Source organism: Flavobacterium sp. FlaQc-48, from assembly GCF_044007335.1.
Lineage (GTDB): Bacteria > Bacteroidota > Bacteroidia > Flavobacteriales > Flavobacteriaceae > Flavobacterium.
In genome coordinates this window covers 370,082-392,759 of the sequence record NZ_JBIPCR010000003.1, presented here as the reverse complement: position 1 = coordinate 392,759, position 22,678 = coordinate 370,082, and the positions used below count along the sequence as shown (strand labels likewise).

The 22,678-nt window shown below is 34.7% G+C and carries 20 protein-coding genes; 13 read left to right on the top strand and 7 right to left on the bottom strand.

The window, feature by feature from the left end; genetic code table 11:
* Positions 1–193: 193 nt before the first annotated feature.
* Positions 194–1,009, top strand: a complete 816-nt coding sequence (locus ACHRWY_RS07085) for a hypothetical protein (protein WP_395353555.1) — start codon at positions 194–196, stop codon at positions 1,007–1,009.
* Positions 1,009–1,623 (top strand): deoxynucleoside kinase, encoded by a 615-nt coding sequence (locus ACHRWY_RS07080; protein ID WP_173966545.1) that lies wholly within the window; start codon positions 1,009–1,011, stop codon positions 1,621–1,623. Before ACHRWY_RS07085 ends, ACHRWY_RS07080 begins: the two co-directional genes overlap by 1 nt.
* Positions 1,624–1,802: 179 nt before the next feature.
* Here ACHRWY_RS07080 and ACHRWY_RS07075 read toward each other — a convergent pair whose 3' ends face one another.
* From ACHRWY_RS07075 to ACHRWY_RS07055, 5 genes are all read right to left on the bottom strand, one after another.
* Positions 1,803–4,352 carry a sodium-translocating pyrophosphatase gene (locus ACHRWY_RS07075; protein ID WP_395353554.1) on the bottom strand — a complete coding sequence of 850 codons (2,550 nt, stop codon included), beginning with the start codon at positions 4,350–4,352 and terminating at the stop codon, positions 1,803–1,805.
* 113 nt (positions 4,353–4,465) lie between these two features.
* A complete protein-coding gene (locus ACHRWY_RS07070; protein WP_395353552.1) occupies positions 4,466–4,996 on the bottom strand; it encodes an inorganic diphosphatase in 531 nt (176 codons plus the stop codon).
* Between the two features lie 110 nt (positions 4,997–5,106).
* Entirely contained in the window at positions 5,107–5,706 is a 600-nt protein-coding gene (locus ACHRWY_RS07065) for a DNA-3-methyladenine glycosylase family protein (RefSeq protein WP_395353551.1), read from the bottom strand.
* Positions 5,707–6,245: 539 nt separating this feature from the next.
* On the bottom strand, positions 6,246–8,747 hold the full coding sequence (locus ACHRWY_RS07060) for a DUF5686 family protein (protein ID WP_395353550.1): 2,502 nt from the start codon (positions 8,745–8,747) through the stop codon (positions 6,246–6,248).
* 67 nt (positions 8,748–8,814) lie between these two features.
* Complete coding sequence (locus ACHRWY_RS07055) at positions 8,815–9,792, bottom strand: pyruvate dehydrogenase complex E1 component subunit beta (RefSeq protein ID WP_395353549.1); 978 nt, start codon at positions 9,790–9,792, stop codon at positions 8,815–8,817.
* Between the two features lie 490 nt (positions 9,793–10,282).
* Between ACHRWY_RS07055 and ACHRWY_RS07050 the strand changes: the two genes are divergently transcribed.
* The 4 genes from ACHRWY_RS07050 to ACHRWY_RS07035 all read left to right on the top strand — a co-directional run bounded on the left by ACHRWY_RS07050 (position 10,283) and on the right by ACHRWY_RS07035 (position 13,803).
* The gene (locus ACHRWY_RS07050; RefSeq protein ID WP_071636150.1) at positions 10,283–11,029 is read left to right on the top strand and encodes an electron transfer flavoprotein subunit beta/FixA family protein; all 747 of its coding nucleotides are present in this window, start codon (positions 10,283–10,285) and stop codon (positions 11,027–11,029) included.
* 80 nt (positions 11,030–11,109) lie between these two features.
* A complete protein-coding gene (locus ACHRWY_RS07045) occupies positions 11,110–12,078 on the top strand; it encodes an electron transfer flavoprotein subunit alpha/FixB family protein (RefSeq protein WP_395353548.1) in 969 nt (322 codons plus the stop codon).
* A gap of 166 nt (positions 12,079–12,244) precedes the next feature.
* Positions 12,245–12,868 carry a bifunctional nuclease family protein gene (locus ACHRWY_RS07040; RefSeq protein WP_059114911.1) on the top strand — a complete coding sequence of 208 codons (624 nt, stop codon included), beginning with the start codon at positions 12,245–12,247 and terminating at the stop codon, positions 12,866–12,868.
* A gap of 83 nt (positions 12,869–12,951) precedes the next feature.
* Positions 12,952–13,803 carry a thymidylate synthase gene (locus ACHRWY_RS07035; RefSeq protein ID WP_395353547.1) on the top strand — a complete coding sequence of 284 codons (852 nt, stop codon included), beginning with the start codon at positions 12,952–12,954 and terminating at the stop codon, positions 13,801–13,803.
* Between the two features lie 37 nt (positions 13,804–13,840).
* Here the strand turns inward: ACHRWY_RS07035 and ACHRWY_RS07030 are convergent, their stop codons facing one another.
* Positions 13,841–14,137 carry an isoamylase early set domain-containing protein gene (locus ACHRWY_RS07030; protein WP_173970880.1) on the bottom strand — a complete coding sequence of 99 codons (297 nt, stop codon included), beginning with the start codon at positions 14,135–14,137 and terminating at the stop codon, positions 13,841–13,843.
* Positions 14,138–14,374: 237 nt separating this feature from the next.
* Here ACHRWY_RS07030 and ACHRWY_RS07025 point away from each other — a divergent pair, with 237 nt between their 5' ends.
* The 4 genes from ACHRWY_RS07025 (at position 14,375) to ACHRWY_RS07010 (ending at position 17,242) form a co-directional block, all read left to right on the top strand.
* Positions 14,375–14,719 (top strand): 2TM domain-containing protein, encoded by a 345-nt coding sequence (locus ACHRWY_RS07025; protein WP_395353545.1) that lies wholly within the window; start codon positions 14,375–14,377, stop codon positions 14,717–14,719.
* A gap of 12 nt (positions 14,720–14,731) precedes the next feature.
* Entirely contained in the window at positions 14,732–15,214 is a 483-nt protein-coding gene (locus ACHRWY_RS07020; protein ID WP_395353544.1) for a dihydrofolate reductase, read from the top strand.
* Positions 15,215–15,798: 584 nt separating this feature from the next.
* Complete coding sequence (ubiE, locus tag ACHRWY_RS07015; RefSeq protein WP_395353543.1) at positions 15,799–16,530, top strand: bifunctional demethylmenaquinone methyltransferase/2-methoxy-6-polyprenyl-1,4-benzoquinol methylase UbiE; 732 nt, start codon at positions 15,799–15,801, stop codon at positions 16,528–16,530.
* Position 16,531: 1 nt separating this feature from the next.
* Positions 16,532–17,242: a porin family protein gene (locus ACHRWY_RS07010; RefSeq protein WP_395353542.1), complete on the top strand. Its 711-nt coding sequence runs from the start codon at positions 16,532–16,534 to the stop codon at positions 17,240–17,242.
* A 9-nt stretch (positions 17,243–17,251) separates the two neighbouring features.
* Here the strand turns inward: ACHRWY_RS07010 and ACHRWY_RS07005 are convergent, their stop codons facing one another.
* The gene (locus ACHRWY_RS07005) at positions 17,252–17,980 is read right to left on the bottom strand and encodes a TrmH family RNA methyltransferase (RefSeq protein WP_395353541.1); all 729 of its coding nucleotides are present in this window, start codon (positions 17,978–17,980) and stop codon (positions 17,252–17,254) included.
* 37 nt (positions 17,981–18,017) lie between these two features.
* Between ACHRWY_RS07005 and ACHRWY_RS07000 the strand changes: the two genes are divergently transcribed.
* The 3 genes from ACHRWY_RS07000 (at position 18,018) to accD (ending at position 22,650) form a co-directional block, all read left to right on the top strand.
* The gene (locus tag ACHRWY_RS07000) at positions 18,018–20,591 is read left to right on the top strand and encodes a BamA/TamA family outer membrane protein (RefSeq protein WP_395353540.1); all 2,574 of its coding nucleotides are present in this window, start codon (positions 18,018–18,020) and stop codon (positions 20,589–20,591) included.
* Between the two features lie 59 nt (positions 20,592–20,650).
* Complete coding sequence (gene fbaA / locus ACHRWY_RS06995; RefSeq protein WP_395353539.1) at positions 20,651–21,718, top strand: class II fructose-bisphosphate aldolase; 1,068 nt, start codon at positions 20,651–20,653, stop codon at positions 21,716–21,718.
* 77 nt (positions 21,719–21,795) lie between these two features.
* Positions 21,796–22,650, top strand: a complete 855-nt coding sequence (gene accD, locus ACHRWY_RS06990; RefSeq protein ID WP_395353538.1) for an acetyl-CoA carboxylase, carboxyltransferase subunit beta — start codon at positions 21,796–21,798, stop codon at positions 22,648–22,650.
* Positions 22,651–22,678 lie beyond the last annotated feature (28 nt).

Genomic DNA, 22,678 nt, shown 5'->3' with positions numbered 1-22,678 from the left:
GATAAAACGTACTCTCAAATGTATTATTTATTTTAAAATACCGAAAGTTAAATATATCAATACCCGTAAGATATAGACAAAATCGTCTATTAGTTAGACTATTACAGTAAAAAAGTTTTAAAACCTAAATCTATACCCTTTCCACAATTTGTACTGTAGTTTTTTGTAATTTGGCGTTTTAGAATCTAATCTCATGGGCAAAACGGTACGTATTTTTCTATCTTTTCTTTTTATCACCTGCTCCTTTTCAGTTGTTTTTTCACAGAACCAAAAAATAAAAGCTACCTTAATTTCTACGCTTTCAATTGATGCTGATGAATTTTCAGGTTATGATTCTTTTGGATATTCTTACCAGATAAAAGACAATGTTTTTAGCAAAACAAAAGGCAAAGAAATATTTGAATATAAAAATGTTTCACTGGGAAAAATTACAAAAGTCGATTTACAAAATCCCCTTAAGATCGTATTGTTTTACGAAGATTTTAATACTGTCGTTTTATTAGACAACCAACTGAATAAAATGACAGAAATTAATTTTTCTTTAAATAATACGCCTATTGTTGTTTCGGCAATCGGAATGTCAACACAAAATCAGCTTTGGATCTACAATACCTTAAATCAGCAAATTGGTCTTTTTGATTATTTAAAAAATGAATATAAAACTGTTTCAACGCCCTTTATAGAAACGATAAAATATTACCAGACCGATTTCAATACTTTTTATTGGATTGATAAAAAAAACAATTGGTTTTCCTGTGACATTTTTGGAAAAACAACTGCCCTGGGAAAAGTATCCGATTTTGATTCGATCGAAATAATAAACCACCATCAATATCTTTTCAGTAAAGCTAATTTATTGTATCTTAGAAACATTAACAACGGAAATTCTGATACATTTTCTGAAATTGAAATTTTAGAAAAATCATTTGACAATTTTCATTACAAAGACCAAATTTTATCTATTTTTACAGCCAAAGAAATTTTAAATTATAAAATCGTAACACCGTAATGCACATAGCAATAGCAGGAAACATAGGCGCTGGAAAAACAACTTTGACTAAATTATTAGCCAAACATTTTAAATGGGAACCTCATTACGAAGATGTTGTTGACAACCCGTATCTGGATGATTTTTACCATCAAATGGAACGCTGGTCGTTTAATTTGCAAATTTATTTCCTGAACAGCCGTTTCCGTCAGGTATTACAAATTCGCGAAAGTGGCAAAAAAATTATTCAGGATCGAACGATTTACGAAGATGCACATATTTTTGCTCCCAACTTATATTCAATGGGATTAATGACAAGTCGTGATTTTGAAAACTATACTTCTCTTTTTGAATTAATGGAATCTTTAGTAAAAGCTCCTGATTTATTGATTTATTTAAGAAGCTCTATTCCAAATTTAGTAGGACAAATTCACAAACGCGGACGTGATTACGAAAACTCTATTTCGATCGATTATTTAAGCCGTCTGAACGAAAGATACGAAGCCTGGGTACAAACGTATACTAAAGGAAAACTATTGATTATCGACGTAGATAATATCAATTTTGTTGATAATCCGGAAGATTTAGGAAACATCATTAACAGAATTGATGCAGAATTGAACGGATTGTTTTAGAAACACGGATTGCACGAATTTACACAAATAAAAAAATGCCTCTAAATATTTTAGAGGCATTTTTTTATTATCCTGACAGGTTTTGAAAACCTGTTAGGGATGATATTACATTTTTAATTTCGCAATCAAATAATACCTAACAGGTTTTGGAAACCTGTTAGGATATGATATACGCTAAATTATTTCGCTGCTTCAATTTTTGCTTTTACTTCAGCTTCAGTACCTTCATAAACTTCGGTAGTTGTTTTACCGTTTTCTGTTTTGGTTACGGTTCCGGTTGTAACGCCGTTAACAGTAGACAAATTAACCTCAAGTCGGTTTTTGCTGTATTTAGTGGTATCGAAACAATCGGTTTTTTGATATAAATATTTTCCTTTTGCATTATAATGAGCCAGGCATTTTGCTGTTTCTTCGGCTGTGCATCCTTTTTCTTTGCACATTTTAATACACTCTTCTTTGGTCATACCGGATAAATCCCCGCATTTAGAAACTCCGCCTGCATGCATTTCAGTTTTGGCACAACAGGAATCTTTTCCAGCCATAGCCGAAACCGAATGCCCTTCGCCTAAAATAGGTGCGATGACCAAACCAATTAAGCAAGTCAGTTTAATCAAAATATTCATGGATGGTCCTGAAGTATCTTTAAACGGATCTCCAACGGTATCTCCGGTTACGGCCGCTTTGTGTGCATCAGAACCTTTATAGGTCATCTCTCCGTTGATTAAAACTCCTGCTTCAAAAGATTTTTTAGCATTGTCCCAGGCGCCTCCGGCATTGTTTTGAAAAACAGCCCAAAGCACCCCGGAAACGGTAACTCCGGCCATATATCCTCCTAACATTTCAGCAATCAACTGATTGTTGTCTGCATACACCAATTTCCCTAAAAGTACAATTGCAATCGGAAAACCAATCGTTAAGATTCCAGGCAACATCATTTCGCGTAAAGCGGCTTTTGTAGAAATTTCAACACATTTTCCGTATTCCGGTTTTCCTGTTCCTTCCATAATTCCGGGAATTTCCTTAAACTGACGGCGTACTTCATATACCATGTCCATAGCGGCTTTTCCAACAGAATTCATGGCTAAAGCCGAGAATACTACGGGAATCATTCCTCCCACAAATAACATGGCTAAAACCGGGGCTTTAAAGATATTGATTCCGTCTATTCCCGTGAATGTAACATAGGCCGCAAACAAGGCCAGAGAAGTTAAAGCTGCGGATGCGATTGCAAAACCTTTTCCGGTTGCTGCAGTTGTGTTTCCAACTGAATCTAAAATATCAGTTCTGGTACGAACTTCTTTTGGTAATTCGCTCATTTCGGCAATTCCTCCGGCATTGTCAGAAATTGGTCCAAAGGCATCAATTGCCAATTGCATAGCGGTAGTCGCCATCATGGCAGACGCTGCCAGCGCCACTCCGTAAAATCCTGCCAGCGCATATGAAATCCAGATGGCTGCAGCAAACAAAATTACCGTTGGAAAAGTAGAAATCATTCCGGTTGCCAAACCCGCAATTACGTTTGTTCCTGCTCCTGTTGATGATTTTTGTACAATTGCCATAACGGGTTTCGTACCTAATCCTGTATAATATTCGGTTACTGATGAAATAGCTCCACCCACCACTAAACCTACTAAAGTTGCATAAAAGACACGCATTGAGGAGATATCTTTAGAACCTTCTCCAAAAAAGCTCATTTGCATGGTTTCCGGCAACATATAACGTACTAAAAAGAAACAGGCAATTGCTGTTAAAACAATTGAAACCCAGTTTCCAATATTTAATGCTTTTTGTACTTGTGCTTCTTTGGCATTATCATCAGATATTTTTACCAATGTAGTTCCTATAATCGAAAATAAGATTCCGAAACCTGCAATCGCCATTGGCAATAAAATTGGGCCAATACCGCCAAAAATATCCTGAATGTTTCCGCCCATATCTTTGATGACGTAATTTCCTAAAACCATTGCGGCTAAAACAGTTGCTACATACGAACCAAATAAATCGGCTCCCATACCTGCAACGTCTCCAACATTATCCCCTACGTTATCTGCAATTGTAGCCGGATTACGAGGATCATCTTCCGGAATTCCGGCTTCTACTTTCCCTACTAAATCGGCACCAACATCTGCCGCTTTTGTGTAGATTCCACCACCCACTCTGGCAAACAAAGCAATCGATTCAGCACCTAATGAGAATCCTGCTAAAGTTTCTAAAACCTTAGTCATATCTTCAGATGAAGTCCAAACCCCGTGCATGAATATCTGAAAGAAAACAATAAAAAACCCTGTGAGTCCTAAAACTGCTAAGCCTGCAACTCCAAGTCCCATTACGGTTCCACCGCCAAAAGAAACTTTTAAAGCCTGAGGTAAACTCGTACGGGCAGCCTGAGTTGTTCTCACATTGGTTTTAGTCGCTATTTTCATTCCCATATTTCCCGCTAAAGCCGAGAAAAATGCTCCAAAAATAAACGCCACCACTATTAATATATGTGTAGTAGGAACAATAAAAGAAATTCCGGCCAAAACTAAACTTGCACCAATTACAAAAAAAGTCAGCAATCGGTATTCAGCTTTTAAGAATGCTAGTGCTCCTTCATAGATGTGATCTGAGATCTCTTTCATCTTGCCATCGCCAGCATCCTGTTTTAAAACCCAGGTCCTTTTTATTCCCATGAAAAGTAATCCTATAATTGCCATGACAATTGGCAAGTAAATCATAAATTCGTTCATAATATTTAATGGTTATTGGTTAATATTCAATAAACTAACTAAAACGAATTTAAACAAAAAAGCAATACTCCTAACGGTAGTATTGCTTTTTTTATAATAGAATAGGGTAAAAATTATTTAATGCTAAATAATCCCTCTGGTTTATTTTTAATATCATCAAAACGCTTGGTACACTCTGCAATAATTGCAAAAGCTTCGTTTACGTCTCCCCATCCTTCTACATCTACTTTCTTGTTTTCAAGATCTTTGTAAACCTGGAAGAAGTGCTCGATTTCTTTTACTAAGTGCGGGTTCATATCTGAAAGGTCATTTAAAGAATTCCAGATTGGATCAGAAACCGGTACACAGATAATTTTTTCGTCCGGGCCTTTATCATCTGCCATGTGGAAAACACCAATTGGTTTTACTTCCATAACACATCCTGGAAAAGTTGGTTCGTTTACCAAAACCAATACATCAAGAGGGTCACCATCAAGAGCTAAAGTTTCCGGAATAAATCCATAATCTGCCGGGTACATCATTGAAGAGAATAACATTCTGTCAAAACGCATTCTTTTAATTTCAAAATCGTACTCGTATTTATTTCTGCTTCCTCTTGGTATTTCGATTAATACATCGAAAGTTGTTAGTTTGTCTGCGGTCATTTTCGTTTTTTATTTTTTCTATAATTTCGATTGCAAAAGTAACTAAACAATCCTTTTTTACAATAAAAAACTACATTAATCTACACACTTTTCTTTTAAATAACAGCCAGTTAATATGTAATTTTCCTGTTTCGCTTATTTAGGTAATAATGCCAAAGCAAATATGTGGCATAAGATCGATACGGGCTCCATTGTTCAGCACGAATTTCCATTTCGGGTTTGTCGTGAATATCAAGCAATTCTTTGATTGTATTGACAACCGCAATATCGCCTAACGGAATCAAATCCGGTTCCTGCAAACAAAACATCAGATAAATATCGATCGTCCAGTTTCCAATTCCTTTTAGCTTTATAAGTTCTTCCCGAACTTGTTTTGCTGATTTGGCTGCTAAACTTTCAATATCAAGTTCTTTATTTAAAACGGCATCGGCTAAGATTTTAATGTATTTTGTTTTTTGGCGGCTCACACCAAGACTTCTAAATTCTTCGTCTGATAAAACAGACATCGTTTCAGGATTGCAAGTGGTATATGCTTTGATTTTTAAGAATGCAGCTTTCGCCGAATCTATAGAAACTTGCTGTTCGAGGATCAGCAAAACCAAAGTTTCAAAACCTTGAGGACGTTTCGGGATTGGCGGTAATCCGTATTTCTCGATGATTTCCTGAAAAATTGGATTTTTACTAATTAAAAAATCAATAGCTTCTTGCATGATGTCATTTTAAGTCTATCTCAAAATTAAATAAAAAAGAATCTCACAAAGACACAGAGACGCAAAGTTTGTAATTGTCATCCTGAAGAAGGAAGGATCACACCAGAAACTCCACAAAGTGAAGCTTAAAAATAGTATCACAAAGACACAGAGACACAAAGTTGGTGATTGTCATCCTGACGAAGAAAGGATCACACCAGAAACTCCACAAAGTAAAGCTTAAAAATAGTATCACAAAGACACAGAGACACAAAGTTTGGGATTCTCATCCTGACGAAGGAAGGATCACACCAGAAACTCCACAAAGTGAAGCTCAAAAACAATCTCACAAAGACACGGAGAAACAAAGTTTTTTTTACTGGCAGATTAAGCAGTTTTTCTTTAAAATGAAACTATAAATTCTGCGTTTATCAGTTTAAATCTGCAAATCTGTGTAAAATAATCCAAAGTATCTTGTACTATAAATAACAAAAACGCCAGGCAGCAAGAATTTAAACTTAGCGACTTGGCGTCTTTGCGAGATTATTTCACTCTAAATATTAAAAATAGAATCCAAAAGATCCTTTTACTGCAAATTTATTAGCATCCGGAGTGTTCAAATAACTTCCTCTCCAGGAGAAATCGATACGGAATACTTTGAAGATATTCCCGATTCCGGCGTTATATTCCCAATACACATTTTCCGGTGCATTGTAGGGCTGCCCTGAAGCGTTGATTGCCCTGTTAGCATTTGAAATGGTTCCGTAAACTCCTTTTACCCCAACAAATTCTCTCCAGTTTAGTTTTCTCATAAATGGGACTCTGGCAAATAATCTTCCTCCAAAATCATGATTCCATTGTAAGGTTGTGTACTGATCGGTTATGAATTCATAGAAATTAAGGTTGCTAAATGTATTTTCGATTGTAAAATAAGTCTGGTTCCCGGGAATTACGCTCATTAATCCTAACGGAATTGTTCCCCAGGTTTTTCCGGTCTCCAAAATAATATTAGATCTTCCTAATGGCCCAATAATAATAGGTTGTTTGTAGAATAATTGTATTTTCTCGTAGGCAAAATCACTATCTAAAACCCCTTTAAGTCCATAACTAAAATTAACAAAGAAATGACTAAAAGGACTGTCAACAAGATCGCGTTCTACCCCGTAACCAATCGTTTTACGGTTTGGCATATACTCAAACTGAATATTGGCTTCTGACTGTTTTACATCACTTTTAACAACTCCCGCAGGATTTGCAGCCGATGGCAAAGTAGTATAATAATCCAGACTAAACACACTAGATGCCGATTCTAAAGTTCTATAAGAGAAACCTGCCTGAACGACAAAATTCTTTTTGGGCTCCATTTCAATCGAAACGTTGCTTAGATTTATATTGGTTAACTTCCCGTTACTTCCGGTTGTAAACAAGGCAGAAGAAGCAAAACTTCGGCCTAAAATATCATTTGTTGTGGTTAAACTCGCTCCAATTTGCTCGATGTCTCGCCTGTTTCCTCCCGAAATTATAGTTCGGCTTTTCTTATCGACCATCCATTTTCCTGAAACACCGTATTTGAATTTATTATCGTCAAAACCATAAGCCGTATATGCTTGTATACGCCACGGATCATTTGGACCAAAATAAGTTCGCCCTCCTGCCCTTATTCGTAAGCCTTCGACTTCATTATATCCAAATGTGGAGAATATAGGCCCAAAATCAAAGTTTTTAAACTCTACGTAGCCGCTTCCTAAAATAGAGACGAGACTGTAAAGCTGTTTAAATCGCCTGACCGTCTGCAAGGTATCTAACATTTTATAAATACCCGCTTCGTCTTTATTTAATTTCTCAAATCGGTTTTCCTCCCAAAATTCAGGTGGCCGCTCATAAACAGCATTATCGATAAAGTTGACTTCTTCTTTATAAAACTTCTCCGGTTTTTGAATATTGAATTTATGGTTTCGGTATAAAGTGGTCCTTTTTCCGTAAACTCCTTTTGATTTTTCTTTTTTGTTTAAAGCAAAATCCGACATCATATAATCACGCGTCAAGAGAAAAACAGAATCATTTTCTACTTCAAACTCCTGTTCTATATAAATATCTTTTACCCAGTTAATATTGGCACTCTTCGTAACGCCCATATTAATTTTCTTGATCGCAAAAGTAGAATCATTTACCCAAAAATCTCCTTTAAAGGTCAGTTCGTTTTTACGTCTTGGATAAAAAACGATATTATAACACCATTTTTTATCAATATAAGCACTGTCTTTTAAGACGTAATTGTAAACATCAATTCCGGTTCTTGAAAGTGGGCTTGTAAAACTTTTATCAAAAAACTTAAGGTGATTATCGTAAATATTATAATCGGAATAAAGATCTTTTACAAAAGATAAAATTTGCTGGTTTCCGTTAAAGCCGGACATTTTATTTCCGGTTATGTTTTCCTTTACTTTCTTTAATTTGTTATCTCCGTAGACATCATAAACAGATTCGTTGATGAAAATTGGCAGGTATGTTTTTCCTGTAACTTCAGAAGTATCAACATGTTTAAAGACAAACTCCATACCTTTAAAGAGTTTGTTTTTCATAAAAGCACTATCGATAGTATTCATGTCAAATTCTACCTTTTCGTACTTCTGCATTTGATACTGATTGAATTGGTACAACCCGTTTTTACGCTTTCTTTCCCAAATTTTCCTCAATATATCCAATGCCGGATTATTCTTTTTTGAAGTTTTTCCTGTATAGATTACAACTTCATTTAATGCTTCGGCTTCGCTCAAAACAATTTTAAAATCATAATTTACAGCTTTCTCCAAAGGAACTTCACGATCTGAAAATCCTGCCGAAGTAACTAATAAAGCAGTATATGTATTTGGCGATTCCAGATAAAAACGACCATCTTCATTAGAAACTATTCCTGTATTTGATCCTTTAAAAACAACGTTTGCAAAAGGAACAGGCTGATTCGATTTATCCAAAACAATCCCACTCACTTTCGTTTGTGCAGTAGCAATATTCACAAGAGCAAATACAAAAAACAGGCTGAGTAAAATTATTCTTTTCATAATCTGGCAAAAAAAAACTTCATCAATTAATATGACTGATGAAGTTTTGTAAGTATTGTTTAATTTACTATTTGTATAATACTTTCTTTACTGCTTTTACTACATCAGCTGCATTTGGCAACCAGTCTTTTAGCAAAACAGGAGAGTAAGGCGCAGGTGTATCTGCTGTTGTAATACGTTGAATTGGCGCATCAAGAAAATCGAACGCTTGTTCCTGAACGATATAAGTGATTTCAGATGAAATACTGGCAAATGGCCAGGCTTCTTCTAAAATAACTAAGCGGTTTGTTTTTTTAACAGATTTTAAGATCGCGTCTTTGTCCATTGGACGAACTGTTCTTAAATCGATAATTTCACATGAAATACCTTCTTTAGCCAATTCATCAGCAGCGATAAAAGCTTCTTTAATAATTTTACCAAAAGATACAATAGTCACATCTTTTCCTTCACGTTTAATATCAGCAACTCCTAACGGAATAGTATATTCTCCGTCCGGCACTTCACCTTTATCACCATACATTTGCTCAGATTCCATAAAAATTACAGGATCGTTATCACGAATGGCAGATTTCAAAAGTCCTTTTGCATCATAAGGAGTCGAAGGTACAACCACTTTAAGACCCGGAGTATTTGCAAACCAGTTTTCTAAAGCTTGTGAGTGAGTCGCTCCTAATTGACCTGCAGAAGCAGTTGGTCCGCGAAAAACGATAGGCACATTAAATTGTCCTCCGGTCATTTGACGCATTTTCGCAGCATTATTTATAATTTGATCAATACCAACTAAACAGAAGTTGAATGTCATATACTCTACAATAGGACGACAGCCGTTCATAGCTGAACCTACTGCAATTCCTGTAAAACCTAGCTCAGCAATTGGAGTATCGATTACTCTTTTTTCGCCAAACTCAGCAAGCATTCCTTTTGAAGCTTTGTATGCTCCGTTGTATTCTGCAACTTCTTCGCCCATTAAATATATGGATTCATCGTGACGCATTTCTTCGCTCATCGCTTCACAAATGGCCTCTCTAAATTGTATTGTTCTCATATTTATATTGTATGTTGAATTTTCTGAAGAGCAAAAATAAATATTTTAAATAACTTAAAAGCATAAATTAGATTTAAAATCACATGATCTTACTCCTGTCCTGCGCTTTTAACTTTTTAAAAATTATTGTGATAATTACGAAATCGATATAATAGCTATTATTTCGCCCCTAAACCACTTATCATACAAACTCAACTCTTTTTGTTTAATTTTGATTTCATAAAATTATTTCTTTAAAACGAAATAATGCGGAAAATAGTATAAACAGACCCGAAGTTTAACAGTTGTCGAAGATCTCTGCTTTGCAAAATTCCTAAGAATCAATAGAAATGAGTATATTATCTCTTTTCAATGACAATGAAAAGGCATATAAACTTCACGATCTTCGAAATCGTAATAGTTTTAAAAAATATTATGCATGCATAGTATAATTATTCCAAATTAAATTCTAAATTTGTAAAAGCATATTATAAATTCAAAATATATACTTATGAAAATACTAGTTTGCATCAGCCATGTGCCTGATACTACTTCAAAAATTAACTTCTCCAATGGTGACTCGGAATTTGATACCAATGGTGTACAATATGTAATTAATCCTAACGACGAATTTGGTTTAACACGTGCTATCTGGTTTCAGGAGCAACAAGGTGCAAATGTTACCGTTGTAAACGTTGGAGGCCCGGATACTGAACCAACATTGCGTAAAGCCCTGGCAATTGGCGCAAACGAAGCAATTCGTGTAAATGCAAATCCAACTGACGGATTTTTTGTTGCAAAACAATTGGCTGAAGTAATTAAAAACGGAGGCTACGATCTTGTAATTGCAGGAAAAGAGTCTCTTGATTACAATGGCGGAATGGTTCCGGGAATGATTGCCGGAATTTTAGGCTCTAACTTTTTAAACTCTTGTACAGCTATCACTGTTGACGGAAATAATGTAAAAGCAGTTCGTGAAATCGATGGCGGAAAAGAAACAGTAAGCACTACTCTTCCATTAATCATTGGCGGCCAAAAAGGTCTTGTTGAAGAAAAAGATCTTCGTATCCCAAACATGAGAGGGATTATGACGGCAAGAACAAAAGCACTTACTATCCTTGAGCCAGTTGACGCTCCTGTAAATACAAAAGCGGTGAAATTTGAAAAACCAGCCCCTAAATCAGCAGTGAAATTAGTTTCTCCTGATAATTTAGACGAGTTAATCAATTTATTACACAACGAAGCAAAAGTAATCTAGTAATCAGTTTTCAGTCGCCGTTTTCAGTTTTCGAACTTGAAACTTTAAACCTGAAACTTTAAACTTCTAAACAAAAAATTATGTCAATATTAATATATGCAGAATCTGCAGAAGGAAAATTTAAAAAAGTTGCTTTTGAATTAGCTTCTTACGCTAAAAAAGTAGCAGAGACTTTAGGAACAACCGTAACCGCTTTGACTATAAACATTAGCGATGTAAGTGAGTTATCTAAATACGGAGTTGATAAAGTACTTAAAGTAACAAACGATAAATTAGCAGGTTTTACCGCTAAGGCTTATGCCGATGTTATCAAACAAGCTGCCGATAAAGAAGGAACAAAAGTAGTTTTACTTTCTTCAACTACAGACAGTATTTATCTTTCATCATTAGTGGCGGTGGCTTTGAATGCCGGTTTCGCATCAAATGTGGTTGGATTACCTGTTAGCACTTCTCCTTTTCAGGTGAAAAGAAATGCTTTCTCAAACAAAGCCTTCAACATTACCGAAATCAATACAGATGTAAAAGTTCTTGGACTGGCTAAAAACTCTTACGGAATTTTTGAAAGTGCAGGATCTGCAACCGAAGAAGATTTTAATCCGTCTATTGGAGATAACGACTTTGGAGTAAAAGTAGAATCTGTAGAAAAAGTAAGCGGAAAAATATCTATCGCTGATGCTGATATCGTAGTTTCTGGCGGACGTGGCCTAAAAGGCCCTGAAAACTGGGGATTAGTTGAAGATTTAGCAGCAGTATTAGGCGCTGCAACTGCGTGCTCTAAACCTGTTTCTGATTTAGGATGGAGACCTCACAGCGAACACGTTGGACAAACAGGAAAACCGGTAGCAACAAATTTATATATTGCAATTGGAATTTCAGGTGCGATCCAGCACATTGCAGGGATCAACTCTTCAAAAGTAAAAGTGGTTATCAATAGCGATCCGGAAGCTCCTTTCTTTAAAGTGGCTGATTACGGTATCGTTGGAGACGCCTTTGAAATTGTACCTAAATTAACTGAGAAGTTAAAAGCTTTCAAAGCTCAACATTCTTAATTCAAAAAATTCTCTATAAAAATATAGCTGCCTAAAAACAAGATAATCGTATCTTTGTTTTAGGTGGCTTTTTTGTTCCATATTTTTTGATTAAAATTGCACCTTTATTTTCCAATCAAAAAAAGTATTAAAATGAGGCATTAACTGCCCTTTTTTACCCACATATATGAGTCTAGTAAAATTATCTATAAAAGGAATTTCATACAGTCAAACTCAAAATGGCGCGTATGCCTTAATCTTGAATGAAGTTGACGGTGAAAGAAAACTACCAATAGTTATTGGCGCTTTTGAAGCCCAATCGATTGCTATTGCCTTAGAAAAAGAAATCAAACCTCCTCGTCCTTTAACGCACGATTTATTCAAAAACTTTGCGGAACGATTTGACATAGTTGTAAAACAAGTCATTATTCACAAACTTGTTGATGGTGTTTTTTATTCGAGTTTAATTTGCGAAAGGGATAAAATCGAAGAAATTATCGACGCGAGAACTTCAGATGCCATTGCTTTGGCATTACGCTTCAACGCTCCGATTTTTACTTATAAAAATATCCTGGACAAAGCCGGTATTTATTTAAAATCGAACACTGCAGAAACAGATCAGGGTTCTCAGGAAATCGACGATGTACTTTCTAATCCCGAAACTTTTGGCCACGAAGAAGAAACCAATCAGTCCGGAGATGTATATGCCAAACATAGCTTACAGGAATTAAACGAGCTTTTAGATCAGGCTGTGTCCCAGGAAGATTATGAAAAAGCCGCTAAAATTAGAGATGAAATCTCAAAAAGATAGATTCAACTGGTTAATCGTTCAACCGTTTATTCGTTAAATCGATAAACAAATCAACGATTAAACAATTAAACGATTAAATAACAATGAAACAATACTTAGATTTAGTACAACATGTTTTAGAAAACGGTTGTCAGAAAGGAGACCGAACCGGAACCGGAACAAAAAGTGTTTTTGGTTACCAGATGCGTTTTGATTTAAGTGAAGGTTTCCCAATGGTTACAACCAAAAAATTACACTTAAAATCTATTATTTACGAACTGCTTTGGTTTTTAAAAGGTGATACCAATATAAAATATCTTCAGGAAAACGGAGTTAAAATTTGGGATGCCTGGGCAGATTCTAATGGAGATTTAGGTCCCGTTTACGGTCATCAATGGCGCAATTGGAATAGTGAAGAAATTGATCAGATCTCTGAATTGATAACTGAATTAAAAACAAATCCAAACAGTCGCAGAATGTTAGTTTCTGCATGGAACCCTTCGGTTTTACCGGATACTAAAAAATCATTTGAAGAAAATGTAGCCAACAATAAAGCTGCCTTGCCTCCTTGTCACGCTTTTTTTCAGTTTTATGTAACCAGTCCTGACTTGGAAAAAGGCGAAACAAAAGGAAAATTATCCTGTCAGCTGTACCAGCGAAGTGCTGATATATTTCTGGGAGTACCTTTTAATATTGCATCTTACGCCTTATTAACCATGATGATTGCTCAGGTTTGCGATTTAGAATATGGCGAATTCATTCACACTTTTGGAGACGCACACATTTACAACAATCATTTCGAACAATTAGAATTACAATTGACACGTGAACCAAAACCATTACCAAAAATGATTTTAAATCCAGAGATTAAAAACATTTTTGATTTTGATTATAACGACTTCACACTTTTAGACTATGAGCCGCATGCTGGCATTAAAGGAAGTGTTGCTGTGTAAAATATAAAAAAATCCGCTTAATCTTAAGCGGATTTTTTTATACTACTAAAACACTATTTTCACTTCCTGCAAAATCATTCCATTTATAGGAATCCGCTTCAGGGTCATTTACATAACTCCCATCAATTACATACTTAAACTCGTAAATTGCATCTTTAACCAAGTCATAAGTGGCTTTAAAAGTGCCGTTTTTTAACTTACTCAAAGTTCCTTCTTCAACATTCCAGTTGTTAAAATCTCCAACAACTGCCGCAGAACTTGCGTCTTTAGCATCTATAGAAAATGTAACTTTAACTACGGGCTTCGTTTTAATAAATTGTTTCTTTAAAGACATAACTATTTAGTTTTTAGATTTATAGACTAAATTACACAAATTCACAGGAACTTTCGATATCTTCACATCCGATTTGTGATAATATCAAAAACTGAATATTTTTTTAGTTATATTAATAATTAAATCCATATTAAATTTTGAATTTCAGACTCTTAGTTCATTTTAAAGGAAATATTCCGGAATCCGGCTAGGGTGATTACAAAATAAATTTTAACTTTATGACCTCATTTATATCTTATGGAAAAAGAAGTGCACGAACAATACGAATATGCCAGAAGAAGACTTAGACAAAAAAAGATTCTATATTTTCATTTTGTACTTTTTCTTTTAGGAAGTTTATTTTTATTTATTGCTAATCGATTTTTTGGTTTTGGTGCCAATACGGATCAAAACTGGTGTATCTGGGGAATCACGGTGTGGTTCTTTATCTTTATTTTACATTTTATAAAGGTCTACATTACGGATAGATTTATGAATAAAAAATGGGAAAGAGAACAAATTGACCGACTGGTTGCTTTACAACAAAAAAGAATTAGTCAGTTAGACTCCAGAATAAACGAGGACTCTGAAAATAAAATTTAGTTTAAGATTACCATGATTATAATGATAGCGGCTGTAGCCGAAAATAACGCACTGGGAAAAAACAATGAATTAGTCTGGCATTTGCCAAATGATTTCAAGAGATTTAAATCGCTTACGACTAATCATCATATTATTATGGGAAGAAAAACGTTCGAAAGCTTCCCTAAGCCTCTTCCTAATAGAGTTCATGTTGTAATTACACGTCAGAATGACTATCATCCTGAAGGCTGCATTGTTGTTGACAGCATAGAGAAAGCAATTGCTGCCTGTCCTGAAAACGAAGATTCTTATATTATTGGCGGAGGAGAAATCTACAACATCGGCTTACCTTACACAGATATTATAGAAATAACCAAAGTGCATCATACTTTTGATGCCGATGCATTTTTTCCTGACATTAATCTCAATGAATGGCAACTCGTCGAATCTGAAGAAAATTTTACAGATGAAAAACATCTTTATGATTACACTTACGAAACTTACATTAGAAAATAAAAAAACACCCTCTTTTGAAGGGTGTTTTTTAAAAACAACTGATTTAAAACAATAACTCTTTCAGGAAATAGTTTTGGAAAAAAAATCACAAATGCCAAAGAAACATTTGAATAATTGAATAACATAAATGTTAGATTTGAGAACGAATCTCAAAAGAGCCTTTAATAACAAATACCACTAAGACATTAAAGGCAAGAAAATTAAAATTTCCAAAAACAAATTTAATCCTAAGAACGTATTTCACACTTTCAACATTAAGTACTAACCCCAGATAATACTTTTAAAACTATTTACAAGAACAAATTAAGTGTCAGTGCAAAAAAACACTCATCTGATTTAAGTCATTGTTATTACTATCAATCATTAAACTTTCATCATTTTTACTTTGACAAAGTTGGCCATAAAAACCACACCTTACAATACCCACTTTTAGGGATATTTTCAAAATACCTACTTTTAGGGATGGTCAAAAGAAACTACCGGAATAAAGATTAAAATCCTCCTTTTTAAACATTTAAAAAGACAAATTAAAAAACCCAATTACAGTTAAGTCAGATTGTATTATATTTGCGTAAATAAAAAAAATGTCTGAAAAAATAACCCCATATAAAGACTCTTCTTTAGGTAAAAAAGAGCAAGTTGCCCAAATGTTTGATAACATCTCAGGCAACTATGATAATTTAAATCGTGTAATCTCATTTGGAATTGATACCAAATGGCGAAAAAAAGTATTAAAAATAGTTTCTGACACAAAACCAAAAATCATCCTTGACATTGCAACCGGAACGGGTGACCTGGCCATCTTAATGACACAAACCAACGCTGAAAAGATTATTGGCTTAGACATTTCAGCAGGTATGCTTGAGGTTGGAAAAAAGAAAGTTGATGCAAAAGGATTATCAAATGTTATTGACTTAGTTTTAGGGGATTCTGAAAAAATACCTTTTGAAGACAATTATTTTGACGCTATAACAGTTGGTTTTGGAGTTCGAAATTTCGAAAATCTTGAAAAAGGTTTTGCCGAAATCTTAAGAGTTTTAAAACCAAACGGTGTATTTGTAATTCTCGAAACCTCCGTTCCGGACAAAACACCATACAAACAAGGTTATAAATTCTATAGCAAAAACATCCTGCCTATTATTGGAAAAGTATTCTCTAAAGACAATTCAGCTTACGGCTATCTATCTGAATCTGCGGCAGCATTTCCTTACGGAGAAGCCCTGAACAATATTTTAAGAAAAATTGGGTTTATAGATGTTGTAGCCATGCCTCAAACTTTTGGGGTTGCAACCATTTATTCTGCATCTAAAAAATAGTATGAAAAAAATTGTAGTCTTAATTTTATTAGTCTTAACGACAAACGGGTATTCTCAATTTGCTAAGAGCATGTTTAGCAAGGATCCTATTATTAATCTTGAAAACTGGCAAAAACAACGCCTGTATTTTGGATATTATCTGGGATTTAATAGTTTCGACTTTAAATTTGATTACAAAACTCCCGGTCCTGATATTCAGGTAAAAAAAACTACTGGTTTCAATGTAGGTGTAGTGGCCGATTTAAGATTACAGGAATACATTAATTTGCGTTTTGAACCAGGTTTGTATTATACGAAACGTGATTTGTATTACCCTAATTTACCGTTAGAAAAGGATTATCTGCGAGAAGTAAACAGTACCTATATCCACTTTCCGTTATTATTAAAATTTTCTGCTTTACGTACCGGAAATATCCGTCCGTATTTAGTTGGAGGAATGTCGACTACACTGAATCTATCAAGCAATGCAAAATCACAGGATGACAACAATGAAGGAAAATTCAGGGTAAAGCAATGGACAGCGGCTTATGAACTGGGTTTTGGAATTGATATTTTCTCTGAATACTTTATCTTCTCTCCTTCGATTAGAGGTATGTTTGGTATTAGTGATGAATTAATTCGCGATAATCCCACAAAAGGACCTAGCCCATGGACTGATAACATTGACTCGATGAAATCAAGAGCAATTTTAATAAATTTTACTTTTCATTAAAACAAATCCTTAACTATTTCGTTTAAATTCACTAAGAATAACTGCTGTTGCTGTAGCTACATTTAAACTTTCGGTTTTTTGCAGCTCTCCAAATCTCGGAATTGTGAGTCGGCCTGTAACCATTTTTTCAATCTCTGCCGAAATACCGTTGGCTTCATTACCCATAATAATGATTCCATCCTGAGGCAAATTAGATTGATAAATATTTTCGCCGTCCATAAAGGTTCCAAAAACAGTTAGTTTTGTTTGGGTTAAAAATGCTTTCAGATCAACATAAGTTACATTTACCCTGGTAATAGAACCCATTGTTGCCTGTACAACTTTTGGATTATAGATATCAACAGTTTCTTTAGAACAAACAACCTGCTTGATACCAAACCAGTCGCAAAGACGTAAAATTGTGCCTAGATTTCCGGGATCGCGAATATCATCTAAAGCTAAAATCAAACCTGAGTCTGTTACTTTCTTTTCGGCAGGAATTTTAAAAACTGCCAAACAAGAATTTGGAGTCGACAAAGCGCTTATTTTTTTGAGTTCCTGTTCATTAATCAAAGTTCGTTTTGAAGATTCGACAGTTTCAAAATCGCTTAGAGTAGTATATAAATGCTCTAATTCAAAATTGGATTGCAACAATTCTTGAATTACTTTTACTCCTTCGGCGAAAAATAATTGATTTGCAAAACGTTGCTTTTTTTGATGTAAACCTGAGATAAGTTTTATTTGGTTTTTACTAACCATAAAATAATGTACTTTTGAATTAAATATTTAAGAACACTTGAAAAAGAATTCCACAAAAATAACAGCATTTATCCTAATAGCAATATTTATTTGCGCTTGTGATGCTGTAAAAAGAGTTCCAGATGGAAAAAACCTTCTTGTTAAAAATAATATTCTTGTAAATGGCAAGTCTACTAATGATGAAATAGCATCTAACCAAATGTATCAAAAACCAAATGGTACTTTGCTGGGGTACCGTTTACGTTTAAATTTATACAATTTAGCCAACTTAAACCCCGATTCTACTTATCAGGCCAAATTCAGGAATCATCCCGGTAAATATGAACGCTGGTCCAAAATACTTTCAGCAAAACAGGTCGATCGTCTTGGACAGTCTTTTATAAACAAAGGATTAAATGAATTTTTAAAAAATACAGGAGAGCCTCCGGTAATTATCGATACTGCAAAAACAAAAAAATCTCTTTTACGCTTAAAGTTCTATTACTTTAACAGTGGTTATTTTAACGTTAAAACCGATTACAGCATTGATAGTGTTGCAAGAAAAAAAGCAAAAATAAACTACCTTATTACTACAGGGCCCGGTTATATTTTAGATACGATCAAAACCAATATTATGACTCCGGCACTGGATTCATTATACAAAAACAACAATGACCCTTCATTTTTAAAATCAGGAAAACAGTATAAAACGTCTGATTTAGAAGAGGAGAAAAACCGTATTACAACCTATTTTAGAAATCACGGTGCTTATTATTTTCAACCTACCTATGTTACTTTTGACATTGACACAATTGGCAAGAAAAACAAAGCAAACCTAACTCTAATTATCAACAACAACAATATCCAGGAAAGAGACTCCAGCAGAACAGAGCCTTTTAAATTATATAAAATAAGCGATGTTAATATCTACACCGACTATTCGGCAGCCAATGCAAAAGCCAAAATTGCTGATAGTACAACTTACAACAATTTTCATTTATACAGTTTTAAAAAACTAAAATACAAACCCCGCGCCATTACTGATGCTATTTTTATCAATAAAGGAAGTACCTTTTCAGATACAAGAACAACTCTTTCATCTAGATACTTAAACAACCTGAAAATTTTTAATTATCCTTCGATACAATATGAAGTTGACAAACGCGATTCAACAGCGCAATCCTTAATTGCCAATGTTTACCTGACACCAAGAAAAAAGTACAGTTTTGGAGCTACTTTTGATTTGACACACTCCAATATTCAGGATTTTGGTATTGGTGCAAGTATTTCTGAAACCATTAGAAACGTATTTAACAGAGCCGAAACCCTTGAGATTTCGACCCGTTTAAATCTTGGTTCCTCAAAAGATATGGCCAATCCGAACAACACCTTTTTTAATGTTTCAGAATATGGAATCGATTTAAAGTTAAATTTCCCGAGAATCCTAATGCCTTTTGGAACAGAAAAAATTATTCCAAAAAGGATGATTCCTTCTACCAGCATTGCGGCAGGTTTTTCTAAACAGCGAAATATAGGTCTGGATAAAGAAAACTTTACAGGCGGAATTGCTTATAATTGGTCACCAAAACGAAACAATACCGCAAAACTTGAATTATTAAATGCACAATATGTTCGAAATTTAAATCCGAATAACTATTTTAATGTCTATACTTCTTCTTATAATGAGTTAAATAATATTGGTAAAGACCATAATACTGATCTCAGCAACTGGGGAGATGAACCGCAAGAGCAAGACAGAAAAGATCTAACGATCCCAAAAGGAACTACAGGTTTTACTAGCGAAGTATTAAATGACAAGACCGATTTAAAACCCGGAATGTCAGAATATAACGATGTAGAAAGTATAGAAGAAAGAAGAAGAAGATTAACTGAAAACGATTTTATTTTAGCAACAAGCTACACCTTTACCAAAACCACTAAAAAAGATCTTGCTGATAATACTTTTTATCAGTTTAAAACCAAAATAGAATCTGCAGGTACATTATTATCAGCAATTTCGAGTCTTGGAAATTTACCTAAAAATTCGAATGGCAATTATGAAATATTCAATTTAGAATATTCAGAATATATTAAAACCGAATTTGATTATATCAAACATTGGGATTTTGGAAAAGAGCAAGTATTGGCGGTAAGAAGCTTTTTTGGAATTGCAATTCCGTTTGGAAACTCGAATTATATTCCGTTTTCACGAAGTTATTATTCGGGAGGATCAAACGATAACCGCGCCTGGCAACCTTATTCTTTGGGTCCCGGAAGTACGAATGCGGCGAACGATTTTAATGAGGCAAACATGAAAATTGCAATGAGTGCAGAATTCCGATTTAAAATATTCGGCGATGTCAAAGGAGCGATCTTCGCAGACGCCGGAAATATCTGGAATGTGCTCGATAATGTCATTGATGAGAAGGCAAGATTTAACAACTTAAACGATTTAGCTGAAATTGCTTTAGGTACAGGATTCGGTTTACGATACGATTTAAGCTTTTTTGTTATTCGTTTAGATTTAGGCTTTAAGACTTATAATCCGGCACATGACAAGGGAGACCGATGGTTTAAAGAATACAATTTTGGGCACGTAGTTTATAATTTTGGAATAAATTATCCGTTCTAATGCTAATTAATTCTTATTTTTGCAACCTAAAAACTAAAAACAACTATAAAAAAATTACAATGGCACACAATATCAAACCCGGAGTAGCTACAGGAGATCAGGTACAGGAGATTTTTAATTATGCGAAAGAAAAAGGTTTTGCTTTACCTGCAGTAAATGTTACAGGGTCCAGCACAATCAATGGAGTTCTTGAAACTGCAGCAAAACTTAATGCACCGGTTATCATTCAATTTTCAAACGGAGGAGCACAATTTAACGCTGGAAAAGGATTGTCTAATGCAGGTGAAAAATCAGCAATTGCTGGTGGAATTGCAGGAGCAAAACACATTCATACTTTGGCAGAAGCTTACGGTGCAACTGTAATTTTACACACAGACCACTGTGCAAAAAAATTATTGCCTTGGATCGATGGTTTATTAGATGCTTCTGAAAAACATTTTGCAGAAACAGGAAAACCATTATTTAGTTCTCACATGATCGATTTGTCTGAGGAGCCAATCGAAGAAAACATCGAGATCTGTAAAGAATACCTGGCCAGAATGAGCAAAATGGGAATGACACTAGAAATCGAACTTGGTATTACAGGTGGTGAAGAAGACGGTGTTGACAACTCTGACGTTGATAGCTCAAAATTATACACACAACCAGAAGAAGTAGCTTATGCTTACGAAGAATTATCTAAAGTAAGCCCTAAATTTACAATTGCAGCAGCTTTTGGTAACGTTCACGGTGTTTACAAACCAGGAAACGTAAAATTAACTCCAAAAATCTTAAAAAACTCTCAGGATTTCGTTCAAAACAAATTCAACACAGGTCCTAACCCGGTAGATTTCGTTTTTCACGGAGGTTCAGGTTCTACACTTGAAGAAATCAGAGAAGCGATTGGATACGGAGTTATCAAAATGAACATTGATACTGATTTACAATTTGCATATACTGAAGGAATTCGTGATTATATGGTTAAAAACATTGACTATTTAAAAACTCAAATTGGTAACCCTGAAGGTGCTGATGTTCCTAACAAAAAATATTACGACCCAAGAAGATGGGTTCGTGAAAGCGAAGTAACATTCAATACAAGACTTGAACAAGCTTTTGCTGACTTGAATAACGTGAATACACTATAATATAAAAGTTTAAAGTTTCAGGTTTCAAGTTTCAAAAACTTTAAACTTTAAACCTGAAACCTAAAAAAACATTCAATATGGCTTGGTTTAAAAGACAAGAAAAAGGGATTACGACTGCAACCGAAGATAAAATGGACGTTCCGAAAGGATTGTGGTACAAATCTCCTACCGGAAAAATTATTGATGCTGACGAATTAGCGAGAAACTTATTTGTTAGCCCTGAAGATGATTTTCACGTTCGAATTGGAAGCGCAACCTATTTTGAAATCTTATTCGACAATAATGAATTTGTTGAATTAGACAAAAATATGACATCAAAAGATCCTTTGCATTTTGTGGATACAAAAAAATATGCAGAGCGATTAAAAGATGTTATGGAGAAAACTCACTTAAAAGACGCTGTGCGTACCGGAGTGGGAAAATCTAAAGGAAAAGAACTTGTAATCTGCTGTATGGATTTTGCCTTCATTGGCGGATCTATGGGAGCTGTTGTAGGAGAAAAAATTGCCAGAGGTATTGATCATGCTATCAAAAACAGAATGCCTTTTTTAATGATTTCTAAATCTGGTGGTGCTCGTATGATGGAAGCGGCTTATTCTTTAATGCAATTGGCAAAAACATCTGTAAAATTAGCACAACTTGCCGAAGCAGGATTACCTTACATTTCTTTATGTACGGATCCTACTACCGGAGGAACAACGGCATCATACGCCATGTTAGGAGATATCAATATCTCTGAGCCAGGTGCTTTGATTGGTTTTGCAGGTCCTCGTGTGGTACGTGATACGACAGGAAAAGATTTGCCGGAAGGTTTTCAAACCGCTGAGTTTCTTTTAGAACACGGTTTCCTTGACTTTATCACGCCTAGAAAAGAATTGAAAGATAAGATTAACTTATACATCGATTTGATTCAAAATAATACTATTAGATAGTTTTAACAACACTAACAACCTTAGAACC